At 26.6% G+C, this 19,311-nt stretch carries 23 protein-coding genes; all 23 read left to right on the top strand.

Going from position 1 to position 19,311, the window contains the following annotated elements:
* The first annotated feature begins 8 nt into the window (after window positions 1-8).
* Window positions 9-935: a GDP-L-fucose synthase family protein gene (locus AC5LG6_RS09260; protein WP_498586341.1), complete on the top strand. Its 927-nt coding sequence runs from the start codon at window positions 9-11 to the stop codon at window positions 933-935.
* Window positions 932-2,095, top strand: a complete 1,164-nt coding sequence (locus tag AC5LG6_RS09265) for a DegT/DnrJ/EryC1/StrS family aminotransferase (RefSeq protein WP_498586342.1) — start codon at window positions 932-934, stop codon at window positions 2,093-2,095. Before AC5LG6_RS09260 ends, AC5LG6_RS09265 begins: the two co-directional genes overlap by 4 nt.
* Window positions 2,092-2,865, top strand: a complete 774-nt coding sequence (gene rfbF / locus AC5LG6_RS09270; protein WP_498586343.1) for a glucose-1-phosphate cytidylyltransferase — start codon at window positions 2,092-2,094, stop codon at window positions 2,863-2,865. The genes AC5LG6_RS09265 and rfbF overlap by 4 nt, the downstream gene beginning before the upstream one ends.
* The gene (gene rfbG, locus AC5LG6_RS09275; protein WP_498586344.1) at window positions 2,850-3,962 is read left to right on the top strand and encodes a CDP-glucose 4,6-dehydratase; all 1,113 of its coding nucleotides are present in this window, start codon (window positions 2,850-2,852) and stop codon (window positions 3,960-3,962) included. The genes rfbF and rfbG overlap by 16 nt, the downstream gene beginning before the upstream one ends.
* Entirely contained in the window at window positions 3,962-4,576 is a 615-nt protein-coding gene (locus AC5LG6_RS09280; protein ID WP_498586346.1) for a virulence RhuM family protein, read from the top strand. Before rfbG ends, AC5LG6_RS09280 begins: the two co-directional genes overlap by 1 nt.
* Complete coding sequence (locus AC5LG6_RS09285; protein WP_498586347.1) at window positions 4,573-5,574, top strand: FRG domain-containing protein; 1,002 nt, start codon at window positions 4,573-4,575, stop codon at window positions 5,572-5,574. Before AC5LG6_RS09280 ends, AC5LG6_RS09285 begins: the two co-directional genes overlap by 4 nt.
* A 98-nt stretch (window positions 5,575-5,672) precedes the next feature.
* Window positions 5,673-6,464, top strand: coding sequence for a transketolase (locus AC5LG6_RS09290; protein ID WP_498586348.1), 792 nt, complete (start codon window positions 5,673-5,675; stop codon window positions 6,462-6,464).
* A complete protein-coding gene (locus AC5LG6_RS09295) occupies window positions 6,461-7,381 on the top strand; it encodes a transketolase family protein (RefSeq protein ID WP_498586349.1) in 921 nt (306 codons plus the stop codon). Before AC5LG6_RS09290 ends, AC5LG6_RS09295 begins: the two co-directional genes overlap by 4 nt.
* On the top strand, window positions 7,378-8,301 hold the full coding sequence (locus AC5LG6_RS09300) for an NAD-dependent epimerase/dehydratase family protein (protein WP_498586350.1): 924 nt from the start codon (window positions 7,378-7,380) through the stop codon (window positions 8,299-8,301). The genes AC5LG6_RS09295 and AC5LG6_RS09300 overlap by 4 nt, the downstream gene beginning before the upstream one ends.
* A gap of 5 nt (window positions 8,302-8,306) precedes the next feature.
* A complete protein-coding gene (rfbH, locus tag AC5LG6_RS09305) occupies window positions 8,307-9,635 on the top strand; it encodes a lipopolysaccharide biosynthesis protein RfbH (protein ID WP_498586351.1) in 1,329 nt (442 codons plus the stop codon).
* Window positions 9,635-10,636 carry a CgeB family protein gene (locus tag AC5LG6_RS09310; RefSeq protein ID WP_498586352.1) on the top strand — a complete coding sequence of 334 codons (1,002 nt, stop codon included), beginning with the start codon at window positions 9,635-9,637 and terminating at the stop codon, window positions 10,634-10,636. Before rfbH ends, AC5LG6_RS09310 begins: the two co-directional genes overlap by 1 nt.
* Entirely contained in the window at window positions 10,633-11,637 is a 1,005-nt protein-coding gene (locus AC5LG6_RS09315) for a glycosyltransferase family 10 domain-containing protein (RefSeq protein WP_498586353.1), read from the top strand. The genes AC5LG6_RS09310 and AC5LG6_RS09315 overlap by 4 nt, the downstream gene beginning before the upstream one ends.
* Window positions 11,627-13,057 (top strand): lipopolysaccharide biosynthesis protein, encoded by a 1,431-nt coding sequence (locus tag AC5LG6_RS09320; RefSeq protein ID WP_498586354.1) that lies wholly within the window; start codon window positions 11,627-11,629, stop codon window positions 13,055-13,057. The genes AC5LG6_RS09315 and AC5LG6_RS09320 overlap by 11 nt, the downstream gene beginning before the upstream one ends.
* Window positions 13,050-14,069 carry a glycosyltransferase gene (locus AC5LG6_RS09325; protein ID WP_498586355.1) on the top strand — a complete coding sequence of 340 codons (1,020 nt, stop codon included), beginning with the start codon at window positions 13,050-13,052 and terminating at the stop codon, window positions 14,067-14,069. Before AC5LG6_RS09320 ends, AC5LG6_RS09325 begins: the two co-directional genes overlap by 8 nt.
* Window positions 14,066-14,548: a hypothetical protein gene (locus AC5LG6_RS09330; RefSeq protein ID WP_498586356.1), complete on the top strand. Its 483-nt coding sequence runs from the start codon at window positions 14,066-14,068 to the stop codon at window positions 14,546-14,548. Before AC5LG6_RS09325 ends, AC5LG6_RS09330 begins: the two co-directional genes overlap by 4 nt.
* A 16-nt stretch (window positions 14,549-14,564) precedes the next feature.
* On the top strand, window positions 14,565-14,687 hold the full coding sequence (locus tag AC5LG6_RS09335) for a hypothetical protein (RefSeq protein ID WP_498586357.1): 123 nt from the start codon (window positions 14,565-14,567) through the stop codon (window positions 14,685-14,687).
* 85 nt (window positions 14,688-14,772) lie between these two features.
* A complete protein-coding gene (locus AC5LG6_RS09340; protein WP_498586358.1) occupies window positions 14,773-16,119 on the top strand; it encodes an AAA family ATPase in 1,347 nt (448 codons plus the stop codon).
* The gene (locus AC5LG6_RS09345) at window positions 16,116-16,688 is read left to right on the top strand and encodes a hypothetical protein (protein ID WP_498586359.1); all 573 of its coding nucleotides are present in this window, start codon (window positions 16,116-16,118) and stop codon (window positions 16,686-16,688) included. The genes AC5LG6_RS09340 and AC5LG6_RS09345 overlap by 4 nt, the downstream gene beginning before the upstream one ends.
* Before the next feature lie 17 nt (window positions 16,689-16,705).
* Window positions 16,706-17,518 (top strand): hypothetical protein, encoded by an 813-nt coding sequence (locus AC5LG6_RS09350; protein WP_498586360.1) that lies wholly within the window; start codon window positions 16,706-16,708, stop codon window positions 17,516-17,518.
* A 33-nt stretch (window positions 17,519-17,551) separates the two neighbouring features.
* Window positions 17,552-18,334, top strand: coding sequence for a hypothetical protein (locus AC5LG6_RS09355; protein ID WP_498586361.1), 783 nt, complete (start codon window positions 17,552-17,554; stop codon window positions 18,332-18,334).
* A gap of 67 nt (window positions 18,335-18,401) precedes the next feature.
* Entirely contained in the window at window positions 18,402-18,524 is a 123-nt protein-coding gene (locus AC5LG6_RS09360; protein WP_498586362.1) for a hypothetical protein, read from the top strand.
* Window positions 18,525-18,624: 100 nt separating this feature from the next.
* Window positions 18,625-18,942: a glycosyltransferase gene (locus tag AC5LG6_RS09365; RefSeq protein WP_498586363.1), complete on the top strand. Its 318-nt coding sequence runs from the start codon at window positions 18,625-18,627 to the stop codon at window positions 18,940-18,942.
* Window positions 18,943-18,994: 52 nt separating this feature from the next.
* Window positions 18,995-19,306, top strand: coding sequence for a hypothetical protein (locus AC5LG6_RS09370; RefSeq protein ID WP_498586365.1), 312 nt, complete (start codon window positions 18,995-18,997; stop codon window positions 19,304-19,306).
* The last annotated feature ends 5 nt before the right edge of the window (window positions 19,307-19,311 follow it).

Here is a 19,311-nt window from a genome sequence, read left to right on the forward strand (position 1 = left end):
TTTTTGATATGCAAAAAATACTAATAACTGGTTCAAATGGAATGGTAGGAAAAAATATATTTGAATTTGAAAAATCAAAAAATTATATTCTTTTAACTCCATCAAGTAAAGAGCTTAATCTTTTAGATAGAAATTCGGTTGATAAATATATAAAAGAAAATAAACCCGATATTATAATTCACTGTGCAGGAAGAGTTGGTGGTATTCAAGCTAATATAGCAAATCCTGTAGCATTTTTAGTTGAGAATACTCAAATAGGATTAAATATTATAATGAGTGCTTATGAAACTGGAATTAAAAAACTTATAAATATGAGTAGCTCTTGTATGTATCCACGAGATGCTATTAATCCACTAGGAGAAGAGCTAATACTCAAAGGTGAATTAGAGCCTACAAATGAAGGCTATGCTATTGCAAAAGTAACTTCAACTAGACTTTGTGAATATATAAATAGAGAAAATAGTGACTATAGATATAAAACAATTATTCCATGCAACCTTTATGGACGATATGATAAGTTTGACCCCAAACATTCTCATATGCTTCCAGCAGTTATTAAAAAAATTCATGAAGCAAAAGTAAATAATCAAGAAACTCTTGATATTTGGGGTGATGGAGAAGCTAGACGAGAGTTTATGTATGCTCAAGATTTGGCAGATTTTACATATTTTGCTTTAGAAAATTTTGAAGATATGCCACAGAATATAAATGTAGGGTTAGGGCATGACTATACGATAAATGAATATTATAAAGCTATAACAGAAGTTATTGGATACAAAGGTAAATTTATCCATGATTTATCAAAACCTGTTGGAATGAAACAAAAGCTTATTGATGATACAAAGCTTCAAAGCTTTGGTTGGAAATATAAAACATCTTTAAAAGATGGAATTCAAAAGACTTATGAATATTATTTAAAAGAGGTATTAAAATGATAACTAGCTATCCATTAGCAACATCAACATGGGATGAAAAAGAGTTAGAAGCAATCCAATCTGTAATAAATAGAGATATGTACACTATGGGTGAGAGTGTTGCACAGTTTGAAAAAGATTTTTGTAAATTTACTGGAAGTAAATATGCTGTAATGGTAAGCTCTGGTTCAACTGCAAATTTAATAGCAACTGCGGCACTTTTTTATACAAAAAATCCAAAGCTTAAAAGAGGAGATGAAGTAATAGTTCCTGCTGTTTCTTGGTCAACTACATATTATCCATTACACCAATATGGATTAAAATTAAAATTTGTAGATATAGATTTAGAAACTTTAAACTATGATTTAGATGCTTTAAAATCTGCAATCACAGATAATACAAAAATGATAATGGTAGTAAATCTTTTAGGAAATCCAAATGATTTTGATAAAATCTTTGAAATGACAAAAGATAAAGATATCTTCATACTTGAAGATAATTGCGAATCTATGGGAGCAGAGTACAAAGGTAAACAAGCTGGAACTTTTGGGATAATGGGTACATTTTCTACTTTCTTTTCTCATCATATGGCAACAATGGAAGGTGGATTTGTAGTAACTGATGATGAAGAGCTTTATCATATATTACTTTCTTTAAGAGCTCATGGATGGACTAGAAATTTACCTAAAGATAATAAAGTTTGTACAAAAAGTGATAACTGGTTTGAAGAGTCATTTAGATTTGTACTTCCAGGTTATAATGTACGACCAGTAGAAATGAGTGGAGCAATAGGAATAGAACAGCTTAAAAAACTTCCAAATTTTTTAGCTAAAAGAAGAGAAAATGCAAAACTTTTCCAAGAGTTATTTTCAAACCATCCTGATTTTATTATCCAAAAAGATATTTGTAATAGTTCATGGTTTGGTTTTTCACTTATTATCAAACCTACTTCAAAACTTAAAAGAGTTGATATAGTTAAAAAGCTTATGGATGCAAAAATAGATTGTAGACCAATAGTTACTGGAAATTTTACTAGAAATGAGGTTATGAAGTATTTTGATTATGAAATCCATGGAAAACTTAAGAATGCTGATTATTTACATGAAAATGGATTATTTGTTGGAAATCATCAAATAGGATTAGAAGATGAAATTAAATATTTGGCAGAGGTTTTAAAATGAAAGTATTATTATTAGCAGGTGGATTTGGAACAAGACTATCCGAAGAGACAGATATTCGACCAAAACCTATGGTAGAAATTGGTGGAAAACCAATTCTATGGCATATTATGAAAATATATTCGAAATATGGTTTTAATGATTTTGTTATTCTTCTTGGATATAAAGGTTACTATATAAAAGAGTACTTTGCAAACTACTTTTTACATCAAAGTGATGTTACTATTGATATGCAAACAGGAAAAATGGAAGTTTTAAATAACTCAAGTGAACCATGGAAAATAACACTTCTTGACACAGGTTTAGATAGTATGACAGGTGGAAGAATAAAAAGAGCACAAAGTTTTATTGGAAATGAACCTTTTATGTTAACTTATGGTGATGGTGTAGCTGATATAAATATAGATGAACTTGTTAAATTTCATAAATCTCATGGAAAAGCAATCACAATGACTTCTCATCAACCAGATGGAAGGTTTGGAGCTATAGAAATAATTGATAATAATCAAGTTGCAAGTTTTCAAGAAAAACCAAAGGGTGATGGGCATTTTATAAATGCTGGATATTTTGTATGTGAGCCAAAAGTATTTGATTATATTCTTGAAGGAGATAGTACAATATTTGAGCAAGCTCCACTTAAAAATTTAGCAAAAGATGGTGAGATGTTTACATATAAGCATACAGGATTTTGGTCTCCTATGGATAGTTTAAAAGATAAAAATGATTTAAATAAACTTTGGGATAGCGGTAAAGCTCCATGGAAAATTTGGTAATGCAAAGTTTATTTTCTGGAATCTATAAAGATAAAACTGTACTTGTTACAGGGCATACTGGATTTAAAGGTTCTTGGTTATGTTTTTGGTTAAAACAAATGGGTGCAAAAGTTGTAGGGTATTCACTTGAAGCTCCTACAAATCCAAACCATATAGAACTTTTAGACTTAGATATTATTTCTATTATTGGAGATATTAGAGATTTAGATAAATTAAATCAAGTTTTTAGTGAATATAAACCAGACATTGTATTTCATCTTGCAGCACAACCATTGGTTAGATTATCTTATGAAAATCCAATAGAAACTTATGAAACAAATGTAATAGGAACTTTAAAAGTATTTGAAGCTAGCAGAATTAATAATGTAAAAGCAATAGTAAATATCACAAGTGATAAAGCTTATGAAAACAAAGAGTGGGTTTGGGGATATAGAGAAAATGATCCAATGGGAGGATATGATCCATATAGTTCATCTAAAGGTTGTGCAGATATATTAGCAACATCTTATAGAAATTCTTTTTTTAATATAAAAGATTACAAAAAAACTCACAATACTTTAATTGCAACTTGTAGAGCTGGAAATGTAATAGGTGGTGGTGATTGGGCAAAGGATAGACTTATTACTGATATTATGATTTCAGTTTCAATTGGTAAAAAAGTAAGTATAAGAAATCCAAAAGCAACAAGACCATGGGAGCATGTACTTGAACCACTTAGTGGATATTTACATATTGGTCAAAAACTTCTTGAAGAAAAAGTAGAGTTTGCAGAAGCTTGGAATTTTGGTCCATCAGATGAAGGAAGTATTACAGTTGAAGAGGTTGTGAAAAATGTAAAAAAACATTGGGATAAAATAGATTATGAGATAAATAGTGATCCAAATCAACTTCACGAAGCAAATCTTCTAAAGCTAGACTGCTCAAAAGCACATATTCTTTTAAAGTGGAAAGATATTTGGGATAGTGAAACAACATTTGAAAAAACTGTAAAATGGTATAAATCTTATTATGAAAATAATAAAGAGATATTAACTCAAAATGATTTAGAGAGTTATATTGCTGATGCAAAAGCAAAAAATATAGAGTGGGCAAGATAGTGGAACTAGCTTTATCAAACCAATCCATAGCTATATATAAAGATGGGGAGCTTGAGCTAAAGACTTCAATAGATAGTGAAACTATATGGCTTACTCAAAAACAAATTGCAGAGCTTTTTGATAAAGATATTAGAACAATAAATGAACATATAAAATTTATTTATAAAGAGGAAGAGCTAGTTGAAAACTCAACTATCCGGAATTTCCGGATAGTTCAAAAAGAGGGAAATAGAGAGGTTGCTAGAGATGTTTTACACTACAATTTGGATGTAATTATATCTATAGGATACAGAGCAAATAGTAAAAAAGCTACAAAATTTCGACAATGGGCTACATCAGTATTAAAAGAGTATATCTTTAATGGTTATGCTATAAACAGTCATAAAATAACAGAACAAAGACTACTAAATCTTGAAAATGATATGCAAGTTGTAAAGTCAAAGATCAAAGATTATGAACCACACCAAAATCACATTTTCTACAATGGACAAATTTTCATTGATGAAAAAGATATTTATCACTTTGGAGCTAGTTTGAAAGATTTGGGTAAAAAATGGTTTGCAGTTTCCAAGATGGATATAAACTCTTTTGAGCTTTTAGGGAAGTTAAAATGACAAAAATATTTGAAAATATTGAGATATTAAAACAACATTTAAGTATTCAACCTTTAAATACAGGTGAAATTTTTAATTATAGAGATATAGAATTTGACAATATGGAAGGATTACATGCCATAGAAGACACTGAAAAAGATTGTGTAAACTTAATGAGTGGAGTTGAGTTTGATTTTTTTGAGTATCGTGGACAAACGAGTGTTTATAACCCTTGCTTATCAGGTTTTGGGAGAATAAAAGATATTGAAGAACTATTTCTTGCTATTTGCCGTTCATTGTATTTTGAACAAGCTATTCAAACAAATCCTAGATTTACTTTTGCAAAGAGTAAGAATATATGCGTAGATTCACATGCTATAGGACAACATTATGGTTTGGCAACTGATTATTTAGATATTACAAAAAATTTTGATGTAGCAACTTTTTTTGCTACACAAAAATATAATTTTAATACACAACAGTATGAACCTATGAGAGAAAATAGTAAAGATGGAGTTATATATAGAATTACTCCAACATTTTTATTTATGACACAAGCTAAAAATGGAAATAGAATTTACACTCCAGTAGGTTGGCAACCATTTAAAAGACCAGAAGAACAAAGGGCAAATGCAGTATATTTGGAAGATATTAACTGTTTTACAACTATTCCAACAGTGCAAACTTATCTTTTTAAACACTCTTATGAGAAGTCAAAAAAAGTTTATGAAATGTTTGAAGGTGGAAAAACTATTTTCCCAGATGATGATATTGCACTTTTTGCATATAAGGTTAAAGAAAAATCATCTTTTTCTTTAGATATTATAGAGCAAAGTTTTTCTCAACTTTCAAAAAGAAGAGGATGGGAAGATAATGCCAAAAATAGAGAAAATATCTTAAATCAAACAAAAGTTTCAATAGAAGAAAATGATAATTTAAAGTGGAATGAAAAAGAAGAAGATATAGAAAAAGAGTTTTGTGAAATGATTGAACGAACTAGAGCAAGACTTACATATTGATAAAAGGATTAAATATATGATAGTAAATATTCAAAAGTATTTTTGTAGTGTAAAAGCTTTGCTTGAAGTAAAAATAATAAAATATAGTGGAGTAAATGATGGAATTAGAACAAATATCAAAAAATATTAGAAAGTCTATTGTTCAGATGAATGCTAGATCATTTGCTTCACATTCAGGAACAGCATTATCAACAGTTGATATATTGACAATTTTATATTTTAAAATTATGAATATTGACTCTAGTAATACAACCTTAAAAAGTAGAGATAAATTTATTCTCAGCAAAGGACATGGAAGCTCAGCCCTTTATGCAACTTTAGCAGAGAGAGGATATTTTTCAAAAGAATTACTCAATGGATTTTATTTAGATGGAGGAAAATTACCAGGACATTTAGATAAAGATGCAGTTCCAGGAGTTGAAGTTTCTTCTGGCTCTTTAGGGCATGGATTATCGATAGGTGTAGGAATGGCAATAGCAAATAAAATAGATAAACTTGATAATCATGTTTATGTAATGTGTGGAGACGGAGAACTAAATGAAGGATCTATATGGGAAGCTATTATGTTTGCACCACATAAAGATCTTGATAATTTAACCATGATTATTGATTACAATAAATTACAAGGTTACGGAAAAACAAATGAAGTAGTTAATCTTGAGCCATTAAATCAAAAGTTAAAATCATTTAATTGGGAAGTTATTGAAATAGATGGACACAATTTATATGAAATAGAGCAAGCATTAATTGCAAAAAGTAATAAGCCTAAAGCTATTATTGCTCATACAATCAAAGGGAAAGGTGTAAGTTATATGGAGAATGAATTTGTGTGGCATTATAAATCACCAAATAAAGAACAATTAGAACAAGCAATAAAAGAGTTGTCATGAGAAATACATTTGTTAAAACACTAGTAAAATTAGCAGAACAAGATGAAAGAATATTTGTGATAACACCAGATTTAGGTTTTTCTGTTTTAGAAGAGTTTGAAGAAAAATTTCCAGATAGATTTTTAAATGTTGGTATTGCTGAATCAAATGCTGTAAGTATAGCATCTGGGTTAGCTTTAAGTGGTAAGATAGTTTATGTTTACAGTATAATTCCTTTTGTAACAATGAGACCATTTGAACAAATTCGTGTTGATGTTGCTTATATGAATACAAATGTAAGACTTGTGGGAGTTGGTGCTGGTCTTACATATGGTCCTGCAGGTGCTACTCATCACTCTATTGAAGATATTGCAATCATGAGAGCATTACCGAATATGACTGTATTTTCTCCTTGTGATCCTTATGAAGTAGAAAAGATTACAGAAGAATCTATAAATCATCAAGGTCCAATATATTTTAGACTAGCTAAAAAAGGTGAACCTATAATTAGTGGTCAAGAATCAAAAATAGAATTAGGCAAAGCAAATTTTATAGAAACAAATGAAAACAGTAATATAGCTATTTTATTTACTGGAAATTCTTCTGATATAGCTTTGGAGGTTTCAAGTGAACTAAAACAAAGAGGATTTTTAGCAGATGTTATTAGTTTTCACACTATAAAGCCTTTTGATTACGAAGCTTTGGAGAAAATAGTATCTTCAAAAAAATATATATTTACAATTGAAGAACATAGTATTATTGGAGGATTAGGAAGTGTGGTATCAGAGTATATTGCAGAATCTAGGTTAAATCCAATATTTAAAAGATTTGCACTACCTGATGAATATTCTCATTATGTTGGAAGTCAATTTTTTATTAGAGAAAAGTTTGAATTTACTTCAAAAAAAATTTCAAAAAAAATATTGGAGATATTATGAACATATTTATAACAGGTTCAAATGGATTTATAGGAACTCATTTAAAAGAGTATTTAAATAAAAACTATTCAAAATATAATCTTTTTACTCCTTCAAGTAAAGAACTTGATTTAGTAAATGAAGAAGCAGTAGATAATTACATTTTAGGAAATAAAATTGATATTATAATTCATTTGGCAAATAAAGGTGGAGATAGAACAACAGTTGATATGAAAAATGTTACTGAGTATAATCTTAGAATATTTTTTAATATCGCTAAACATGAGAAAAATGTAAAAAAAATTATATCATTTGGAAGTGGAGCAGAATATAGTAAACATAAACCTATAGTTGACGCTCGTGAAGAAGATTATTTAGATGCACAACCTTTGGATGAATATGGTTTTTATAAATCAATCACTTCTAAATATATCGAAAAATCGGATAATATAGTTCAATTAAGAATTTTTGGAGCTTATGGAGAGTATGAAAATTATAGATTTAAGTTCATTACAAATGCGATAGTGAAAAATCTATTAAAATTGCCAATAGTGATAAATAAAAATGTTTACTTTGATTATATTTATATAGATGATTTGTTACGGATGATAGATTGGACTATTCATAATGAATCAAAAGAAAAAATCTATAATGCTACAACAGGTATAAAAATTGATTTAATAACTCTTGCAAATTTAGTAAATGAAACAAGTGATTTTAAATCTGAAATTAAAGTTCTAAATGATTGTTTAAACAACGAATACACTTCAAATAATGAAAGAATTATGAAAGAATTAAAAAACTTTGAATTTACTTCACATAAAGATGCTATTTCAAAAATGAGAAACTATTTTAAAGTAAATCTTGAAAGGCTAGATAAAGAATCTATCATAAATGATCCATATCTAAAAGAAATAAATAATATCTGGAAAGGGAAATAAAACAAATGACACAACAAGAAAAACTAAAACAAGAGATTTTACAAAAAACAAAAGAGTATTATGAACTGGTTCATAAACCAGTGCAAGAGAAAAAATTTGTTGATGGTGAAACTAGAGTAAATTATGCAGGAAGAGTTTTTGATGAAACAGAGATGCAATATTTAGTTGATAGCTCTTTAGATTTTTGGCTTACATATGGTGATTATAGTAAAAAATTTGAAAAAACTTTGGCTAAATATTTGGGTGTACGATATGCATTTTTAGTAAATTCAGGAAGTAGTGCAAACTTACTTGCATTTTATGCTTTAACTTCTCCTTTACTAAAAGATAGACAAGTTAAAAGAGGAGATGAAGTTATAACTGTAGCTGCTGGATTTCCAACAACTGTAGCTCCAATAGTTCAATATGGAGCAGTTCCAGTATTTGTAGATATGGATTTAAAATATGCAAATGTAGATGTATCTCAACTAGAACTAGCACTTAGTCCTAAAACAAAAGCTATTATGATAGCTCATAGTTTAGGAAATCCTTTTAATCTAAGAGCTGTAAAAGAGTTTTGCAATAAACACAATCTTTGGTTAATCGAAGATAACTGTGATGCATTAGGTTCAACTTATGAAGGAAAACCAACAGGAACTTGGGGAGATATAGGTACTAGCTCTTTTTATCCTCCACATCATATGACTATGGGTGAGGGAGGAGCTACTTATACAAATAATCCACTTCTAAAAAAAATTATGCTTTCAATGAGAGACTGGGGAAGAGATTGTTGGTGTGAAAGTGGTGTTGATAACACTTGTGGATGTAGATTTTCTCAAAGCTTTGGAACACTTCCAAAAGGTTATGATCATAAATATGTTTATTCTCATTTTGGATTTAATTTAAAAGTTTCAGATATGCAAGCAGCGATTGGATGTGCTCAACTTGAAAAATTCCCAACATTTGTTGAAAAAAGAAAAGAGAATCAAAAGAAACTATATGATGGATTAAAAGATTTAGAACAATTACATTTAGTTGAAACTCAACCAAATTCTGACCCAAGCTGGTTTGGATTTATGATGACTTTAAAAGATGGTGTAAACTTTACACGAAATGAACTTGTAGAGTATCTTGAAGCAAATAAAATACAAACAAGAAACCTATTTGCTGGAAATATGATAAGACATCCTATGTTTGATAGTATGGTTTTAGATACTGATTATAGAATAGTTGGAGATTTAAAAGTGACTGATAAAATTATGAATGATAGCTTTTGGATAGGTTTATATCCTGGTATGGGTGATGATGCTATTAATTATATGATTGAGAAGATTAGAGGGTTTTGTAATAAATAATGAAGATATTATATGTAGATTTACAATACGATTATGGTATCAAGGCTCGTGGCAGAAATATCATAGGGCTTGATGGTTTTAAAAAATCATTTGAAGAGTTACATCATGAAGTTGTAATGTTTTATTATGATGAGTATTTACAAAATACAAAACCGATGCAACAAAAATTAAAAGATTTTGCAGATCATATTAAACCTGATTTAATTTTCTTTTCTTTATTTCAAAATCAGTTTGAATTAGAAACACTAGATTATCTTAAAACAAAATATTTAACTATAAATTGGTTTGGGGACGATCAATGGAGATTTGATAATTTTACATATAAATATGCAAATCATTTTACATATTGCATTACTACAGATAAGTTTTCTATAGAAAAATACAAAAGCTTAGGTCAAAATAACATTATTTATAGCCAATGGGCTGCTATAAATAGCCATAAAATACCAAAATTTGAAAAGTATAAATATGATGTTTCTTTTGTGGGTGGTTTTCATCCATATAGAAAATGGTTTATAGATACTCTTAAAAAAAGAGGTATAAAAATAGAAGTATTTGGAAATGGATGGGAAAATGGTCCTTTAAGTGCTGAGGATATGAATAAATTATTTATATCCTCAAAAATTAATTTAAATATTTCAAACAGTGTTAGTTATGATATTAGATATATGTTATATAACCCTAAAAATTTTTTAAGAACAATAAAAAGTATGTTTACAAAAAAAAGTAAAAATCAAAGCCAAACAAAAGCTAGAAATTTTGAAATACCTTATTTTGGTGGATTTCAATTAACTGATTATGTTCCTACAATTGAAAATTATTTTGATATAGGTAGAGAAGTTGTTTGCTATAACAATGTAGATGAAGCTGAGTTGTTAATAAAGTATTATTTACAAAATGAAAAAGAAAGAGAAAGTGTAAAAAAATTAGGACATGAAAAATCTATAGAACAACATGGATATATTCATAGACTTAATGAGATACTGGAAAAAATCAAATGAAAAAAGCATGTATTGTAGTATCTAAATCTTATCAGAATAATAAGCTTTTTGATTTGAACGATAAGATTATAAATCGTGATAATTGTATGTATCCGTTTTGGTTTTTAAAACAAGAGTTTAAAAAATATGGACATGAATTAGCAACACAAGATATACATTCGATTGAAGAATCTCAGATTGTAATATATAATGAAATGCCAAAAATATTACCGAAAAAAGACGACATACAAAAATCTTATCTTTTGATTTTTGAAAGTGAATTAATTAGACCTGATAATTGGAATTTAAAAAATCATAAATATTTCAATAAAATTTTTACTTGGAAAGATGATATTATAGATAACAAAAAATATTTTAAATTTAATTTTGCTCAAGAAATTCCAAAAACTATAAATAAAGAGGTATCAAAAAAAGAGAAACTTTGTACTCTTATAGCTGGAAATAAAAAGGTTAATCACCCACTTGAGCTTTATAGTAAAAGAATTGAAGCTATAAGATGGTTTGAAAAAAATCATCCGAATGATTTTGATTTTTATGGAATAGGATGGGATGAATTTAGAAGTGAAAACAAATATGTAAATATTTTATTAAGAAAATCAAAATTATCAAAAATGTTTAAACCAAGTTTTTCAAGCTATAAAGGTAAAGTTGATTCCAAAAAAGAGGTACTTGAAAAATATAAATTTGCTATTTGTTATGAAAATGCAAAAGATATCTCAGGCTATATTACAGAAAAAATATTTGATTGTTTTTTTGCTGGATGTATCCCTATATATTGGGGTGCAAATAATATAACAGAACATATTCCAAAAGATTGTTTTATAGATAAAAGAGAGTTTGAGAGTTATGAAAAACTTTATGAGTTTATAACAAGTATAAATAATGAAAAGTATCTACAATATTTAGAAAATATAGAAACTTTTTTGAAAAGTGATAAAGCTTATTTATTTAGTAGCGAGTTTTTTGCAAAAACTTTAATAGGAATAATTATTGATAAATAAAGAGCTTTTAATTTTAATAATTGGTAGAGTATTACAAATTATAATTGCATTAGTAAGTATAAAAATAGCAACAAAATATTTAGAACCAATAGAAATGGGAAATTACTATTTAATAATGAGTATAGTAGGACTTTATGGATTTTTTTTAATAAATCCAGTAGGACAATATATAAATAGAAATACTCATAGATGGTATGAAGAAAAGAAAATCATGAATGTTTTTTTTATATTTAATTTTTATGTTGTTTTTATGTTTTTTATATCTTTTATTTTGACATATTTATTATATAAAGTAGGTATAGGTAATAGTATTGAAATGTTTTATTTTATTTTATTTGTATCATTATATATATTTTTTAATACTTGGAATCAAACAATTCTTCCTATGATTAATTTATTAGGGAATAGAGTTTCTTTTATTTTATTTACAATTGGTACTCAAATAGTTGGACTTCTACTCTCTATCTATTTTATAAATTATTTTGATTTTAAAGGTGTATTTTGGATTTTGGGACAGGTCTTTGGATTTGGATTGTTTGCTATTTTTGCATTATTATATTTTATAAGAAAGATTCAAAATGAGTTTAATATTTCAAGCTCTTTTAGAATGATAAAATATGACAATATAAAAAGTGTTTTAAAATTTTCTTTACCACTATCTATTGGAGTTCTTTTTTTATGGATGCAAACTCAATCCTATGGAATAATCATTGAAAAATATATAAGTGCAGAGTTTTTAGGATATTTTGGAGTTGGAATAGCACTTGCTTTTGCAATTTCAAGTGCTTTTGAAACTGTAGTTATGCAATATTTATATCCAATGATGTATAAAAACATGAAAGATGAAAGTAAATTTAAAAATACCATAAATGATATTATAAATCTAATTATCCCAATATATTTTTTACTAGCTCTTTTTGTCTCTTTTTTATCTTTTTATTTTATAAAAATTTTAGTAGATGCAAAATATTATGATACTTATATTTATGCTATATTTGGTATTTGGATTGCTTTTTTTAGAATGTCAGCTAATATGGTAGCGAATATTGCTCATGCAAAAATAGATACAAAAAAACTTATTTTTCCATACGCTGTTGGAGGTATTTTATCTGTAGTTGGTGTTTTAATAGTTGCTCAATTTGAAAATTATAAAATCTTAGTATCAATAGCTTTATTGTTCGCAAGTTTTATGGGATTTTTAACCATGTATTTTAAAATGAATAAATTAGTTAAAATTAACTTGGAAATTAAAACATTTTTAATGATATTTCTATATGCTTTACCTTTATTGATTTCTATTTATTTTTATGAATATTCATATCAATTAAAATATTCATTAATTATATTAACAGTATATGGAATTTATTTTTTATTTGTGATGTATATGATAATCAAGAAAAAAGGAGTTTTAGTTGAATAATCAACCTTTAGTATGTATTTGCATACCAAATTATAATAATGAAAAGACTATAAGTGAAACACTTGATAGTTTAGTAAATCAAACCTATAAAAATATTATTATAAAAATATTTGATAATGCTTCAACAGATAATAGTATGAAAATATTAAAAGAGTATGAAGCAAAATATACTCATATAAAAGTATTTCAAAATGAGACTAGCATAGGAGCTGAAGGGAATTTTAATAAGTGTATACAAAATCTTGAAGGAGAATATGGTGCTTTATATCACTCTGATGATGTTTATGAACCAACAATAGTAGAAGAGCAAGTTAAATTTCTGTTAGAAAATAAAGAGTGTGTAGCTGTTTCTACTGATATGAATTTGATAGATGAAAATAGTAAAAGATTATATAAAGTACCATTAAAAGAATTTTTTGAAAATAAAGAATTTATGACGATAGATAATCAAATTGAAATGTTAAAAAAAGTATTAGAAATAGGTAATTTTATTGTTTGTCCAAGTGTTATGATGAGAACTGATATTTATAAAAATAAGATAAAAAAATATGATGCTGAAAATTTTAAAACAGCTGCTGATTTTGAACTTTGGTTTAGAGTTCTTGAATTTGGTAAATTTGGAATAATTTTAAAGCCACTTATTAATTATAGACAATCATCAAATAGTTATAGTTTTAGAACAAGATTGGATACAAAAAAAAGTGATGGGAATTATGTGGTAGATTATTATTATAACAAGTTTAATAAAGATTTAACAAAAATATATAAAAGAAAATATAAATTTTTCTGTTTTAAAGATGAAGTTAGAAAAACAGTAAATCAAATACTTGATGATAAAAGAGATTATAAATTTAAATTAAAAATATTTGATTTTGATATGTTTAGAGAAGCAATCAGTTCAAAGAAGAATTTTAAATTTTTTATAGTTGGATTTATTGTAAAATTTTTGAGATATTTTGGATTACCAAACTTTTTAAGAGAAAAACTAATAGATATGCGGTTTAAAAAATGAATGTTTCAAAATACTACTGTAAGTATGCAGAAGATTATCATCTTTGGACTCAATTAGCAAAAGTTGGAAAATTTTATAATATTCCTAAAGTACTGTTAAATTATAGATTTTTAGAAACAAGCATGACAAGAGTTGCAGAAAAAGAGGTTGAAAAAAGATATCAAGTAGTTAAAAATATTTTTCAAGAAGCTTTAAATATTCTTGATACAAATTTAAGTGAAGATGAGAAAAAATTACATTTTATAATATCTGACAATATACGAACAAATGCAAAGAAAGTTTTACTGAGTGATTTGAAAAATTACTTCAAAAAGATAGTAAAAGCAAATGATAAATTGAAAAAAGTAGATTCTATTGCTTTGAATAAAGTTTTAGGTAGAAGATGGTTATATAATTTTATTTGCCATAAAGAGTTTAATGCTATATTTTCAAAATATTTTTGGTATGGAGCTATGAGTGTGATTGAGAGAAAAAGCTAGATTGTGAAGATACAAATTGATTTTTAGAGATAGAGAGGATGTAGTGTTGATAGGTTTTTCTGCAAAAATAGTAAAAAGATATGATAGGCAAAGTATGATTTGGAGAAAAACGGATAAAAATAGAGAGTTTGTAAAATAGATTTTAATTATACAATGAACTTGTTGTATTGTAAGCAATTTTTAAATACAATCAAAATTTATTAATTATGAAAATAGGGTTAAAAATGAAACAAAGATGGACACTAAATATACAAGATTTTGGGAAGATAAAAGAAGCTGAAATAGAGATAGCACCTTTTATGCTTTTTGTTGGTGAAAACAATAGTGGTAAAAGCTATTTAGTATCTTTGCTTTGGGGACTTTTAACTCAAGGAAGGTTTTTATTCCCAAAAGATGTTCCAAATAGTGAGCATTATAAACAATTGGAAATGACAATTTTTAATCATCTTTTTGAAGATAGTTTTGAACTAACTGAAAATGAAATTTTAGTAATAATTGAATGGTTCAATCAAGTTTTAAAATCAAAGAAAAATGAACTTATAAAAAGAACTTTTGCAAATGAAACTTTGACTATTGGACAATTGTTTTTAAGTAATTATAAAAGAGAAAAACCAATAAAAATAAATTGGCAAGAAAAAAATACAGAACTATCTCAAAGAATATCTTCAGGAGGCGACTATATAAGAGTTCCTGTGGATAAAAACAGTATTACTGATACAGAAAAATATAAAATTATCCAATATATAACTTGGAAGTTAATTATAGAAGATTTAAGCTCTCCTCTTTTTCCAATAAATTCAAATATTGATAAAAGAGCAGGTGGAGAGTCTTTGTACCTACCAGCAGCTAGAACAGGTTTTATGCTAACTTATAAATCTCTTACAAGTGAGCTTATGAATATGTGGGGAGAATTAAATGGAGAGATTTCAAGTAGATTTACTCTTCCTGTCGTTCGTTTTTTGCAAGGATTAATAGAATCAAAAAAGAGTGAAAAAGCAAAGTTTAAAGATATTGCTAATTTTTTAGAAGAAAAGGTAATGAATGGAAAGATTGAGCAAAAGGAAGATTTAATTCCAGATTATAGCTATTTACCAAAAAATTCTAAAAAATCTATACCGTTTTATATAACTTCATCTTTAGTTGTAGAGCTCTCTCCTTTGATTATTTTTTTGAATTCAAAAGTGGATTATAGATCACTTATAATAGAAGAACCAGAAGCACATCTTCATCCAAAAATGCAAAGAGTCGTAGTTCAAGCTATGTCAAGACTAGTAAACAAAGGTTTACCTCTTTGGTGTACAACACATAGTGATACTATCTTGCAACAAGTAAATAATTTAATAAAACTTTACAATCATAAAGATAGAAAAAATTTAATGGAAAAACTTGCTTATGAAAAGAGTGATTTGATAAATCCAAAAGATATAAAAGCATATCAATTTGTTTTGTTTGACAAGCAAACTGAAGTGAAGCCATTAAAACTCACTACGGATGGATTTGAAGTTCCAACTTTTAACGAATCTATACTATCTCTAGCAAATGAAACTTTAGAATTAAGTAGTTATGAATGATAGAGTTTAGCTTTGAAGAAAGATTAAATTTTATTTCTAAGTCTGAATATCAAATGGAAAAAAATGTCATAGTAGAAGAGAGGGTAGAGACAGGAAAAGCTGAAGTTTTATTCTCTTCAACTACTAATGATTTGATATCAATTTCTTTGAGTCAAGAAAATAGATTAAAATATATAAATTATTCAGAAGTTGCCGATGGTACAGTAGTTGAACTATTAGAAAATAATAAAATAAATCTTCATATAGTTGAGTGTAAAAGAAGTGTTAATGAAGTAAAATGGGAGAAAGTTAAAAAACAATTAAGAGGTGGCATTGTAAACTCATTTGGACTTTGTGGAGTTTTAAATAAAAGTATAAAAGAAATATTTTTATATACAGCATTTAGAAATGAAAGCTTTAAGAAAGAAAATAGCACTAATCCTGTTTTATTAAAAGCTACTTTAGGTACAAATCAAAAAAGTAGCTCACTTGATTGGAATGATGAGAGTATTAAAATTTTAAAAAAATATTTTAAACATATAAAGATTCAATTAGATGACAATGGGTATGGAAAGATTGAATTGTTATGAAATGCAAAGATTTATAGATGGCATCAGATAACTGGAATAGTATAGATAAGTACTCTGCACAATCAAATGAATATTATTGTGCCTTTTTGGATATTTTAGGCTATAAAGAAAAATCTGATAAATTTTTTGCTGGAGAGTATAATCTAAAAGGTAGATTTAAAAGAGCTATTGAAAATTCGTTAGAAAGTATAGAATTAGTAAAAATATTAAATTTTGTTAATCTTTCAAAATTAAAAATAGAGTTTTTTTCAGATAGTATTATTTTAACTCATCCAGTAAATGAAAATAAAATAGATGCTTTACATAACATTTTGCATTTTAGTAGAGTTCTTATTGCTAATTTAACTTTTGAAGAGTTATTTGTAAGAGGTGGCATAGCTAAAGGAGAACATGTTTTTGAAGCTAATAAACATTTTTCATTTTTGTCTTCAAAAGCTTTGGAAAAAGCATATTTACTAGAATCAAAAAAAGCTATATATCCAAGAATAGTTATAGATAAAGAGGTATTAGAAAATATTGATGAATATAACTTATCAAAGTTTGTAATAAAAGATAAAGCAGATTTTATTTTGCATTATTCTCCACAATTAATAAATAGTGAAGGAGATAACTTAAATGATGTTTTACTTGAATTAGAAGATATTTATAAAATATATATCAATACGAATGAAGATAAAGTCAAAGAAAAATATTTATGGATAATAAAATATTATTATTGGACATTAACAAATATTAAAAATATAGATTTGGATAAGTTTGATAAGTTTTATAAACTCATCGAGCAAGATTTAAGTGAATTTAGAAAAGTTGGACTTGATGAGATTAATTAAAATTTTTAAGAAAGATTTTTATAGGTATTGTTGATGGAAAGTATTTTAATTTATTCAGGTATTCCTGTAGTTGTTGTATTATTTTTGATTTTTATTTCAAAAAATTTAATCATAGAATTTATAAAAAATAGTATCAAGTATGATTATGATGAAAAGATAGAAAATCTAAAAGCTGAGATAAAATCAAATGAATCTGAAATATTAGCACTTAGAAGTGGTGCTTTAAGTGGTATGACTGAAAGGCATAAATTATTATATTCAAAGCAACTTGAAGCTATCGAAAAGTTATGGCAAAGTGTAGTTGGTATTATGCCTACAAAAACTATATCAATGATGATGCAGAGTATTGATTATAATGAATGGTCAAAAAGAGCAAAAAATGATACAGAACTACAAAAAGCTTTCGAACTTATGGGAGATAATGTATTCAAACTAGAAGATTTTAATAAATTTGACATAAGCCATTTAAGACCGTTTGTAACACCTATCCTTTGGGCTTATTTTCAAACATATAGAACTATTCTTGCTCATGATTTGACAAAATTTAGTCTTATAAAAATGGGGCAACATATACCAAATATGGATGATAACACTCACGTAATAAAACTTTTATATACTGCAATACCAGAGTATAGTGAAGCAATAGAAAAACATAAGAGCTTGTCTTGTTATAGCTATCTTGAAGTTTTAGAAAATAAAATGTTAATTGAAATCCAAAATATACTTGATGGACTAGAAGTTGATAAGCAAAGTGTGCAAAAAGCAAATAAGATATTAAAAGAAGTAAAAGAAATTCAAGAGAAGAATAAACAATAAAACTAAAAAAGGAGAATTTTCAAATGAAATATAAAAATTTATTTTTATAAAACCTCAAGATGAATATTTGATACGAGATATATTAAGTGAAGTAGAAAAAATAAGAAATTTCTCTATGAGCGATGAACAGTATAAAATAGTAACTCAAAAATGTAATGAAATTTTAGAAAATACAAAAGGAAGCAGATGAATTTGAAATTTATGATAAATATAGGAATTTGGTTAAAAGATGAAAATAATTATTTTTTTAATAATTCTCAATTTGATTAAATATAAATTCGGAGATGATAATGAATGGCAAAAATATATTTTTTTCGGTAGTTGTACCTTTATACAATAAAAATTATTCTATACAAAGATGTATAGATTCAGTTTTAAATCAATCTTATACAAATTTTGAAATTATTGTAGTAAATGATAGATCTATAGATAATTCAGTTCAAATATTAAAAAGTACATATAAAGAACAGATAGAGAGCAAAAAGATTTTACTAATAGAGCAAAAAAATCAAGGAGTTTCTGTAGCTAGAAATGTTGGAGTATCAAATTCAAAATCTAATTATGCTTTTTTTGATATTTTTCGACTCAAGTTTATCTGTGCAAAATAAAATTGATATACTTAGTTATGGTATTGTAGATAAGTTGTTTAGGAGAGAATAGATGAAAATGAAATTTAAAATAGCCTTTTTCTTAGGATTGGTTTTATACTTATATATACTGACTAACTTTTCATATGTAAGTGTATATTATACATATGTAGCACTTCCTACTCTTGCTATGTTGGGTTTATTTGGATTTGGAAGTTTTAAATCATCAAAATCAACAGCTCAAATGATTTTTTGGTTTACACTCATTATTTGGATAGTTACGCTTTTTTTTGTTTCATATACAGGTGTTTATTTGTCGTACATTGCAGTTCCAATTTTATTGATAAGTGGACTTGCAGCTTTATTTATAAGAGATAGTAAATAATTTAA

Source organism: Arcobacter thermotolerans (genome assembly GCF_983172305.1).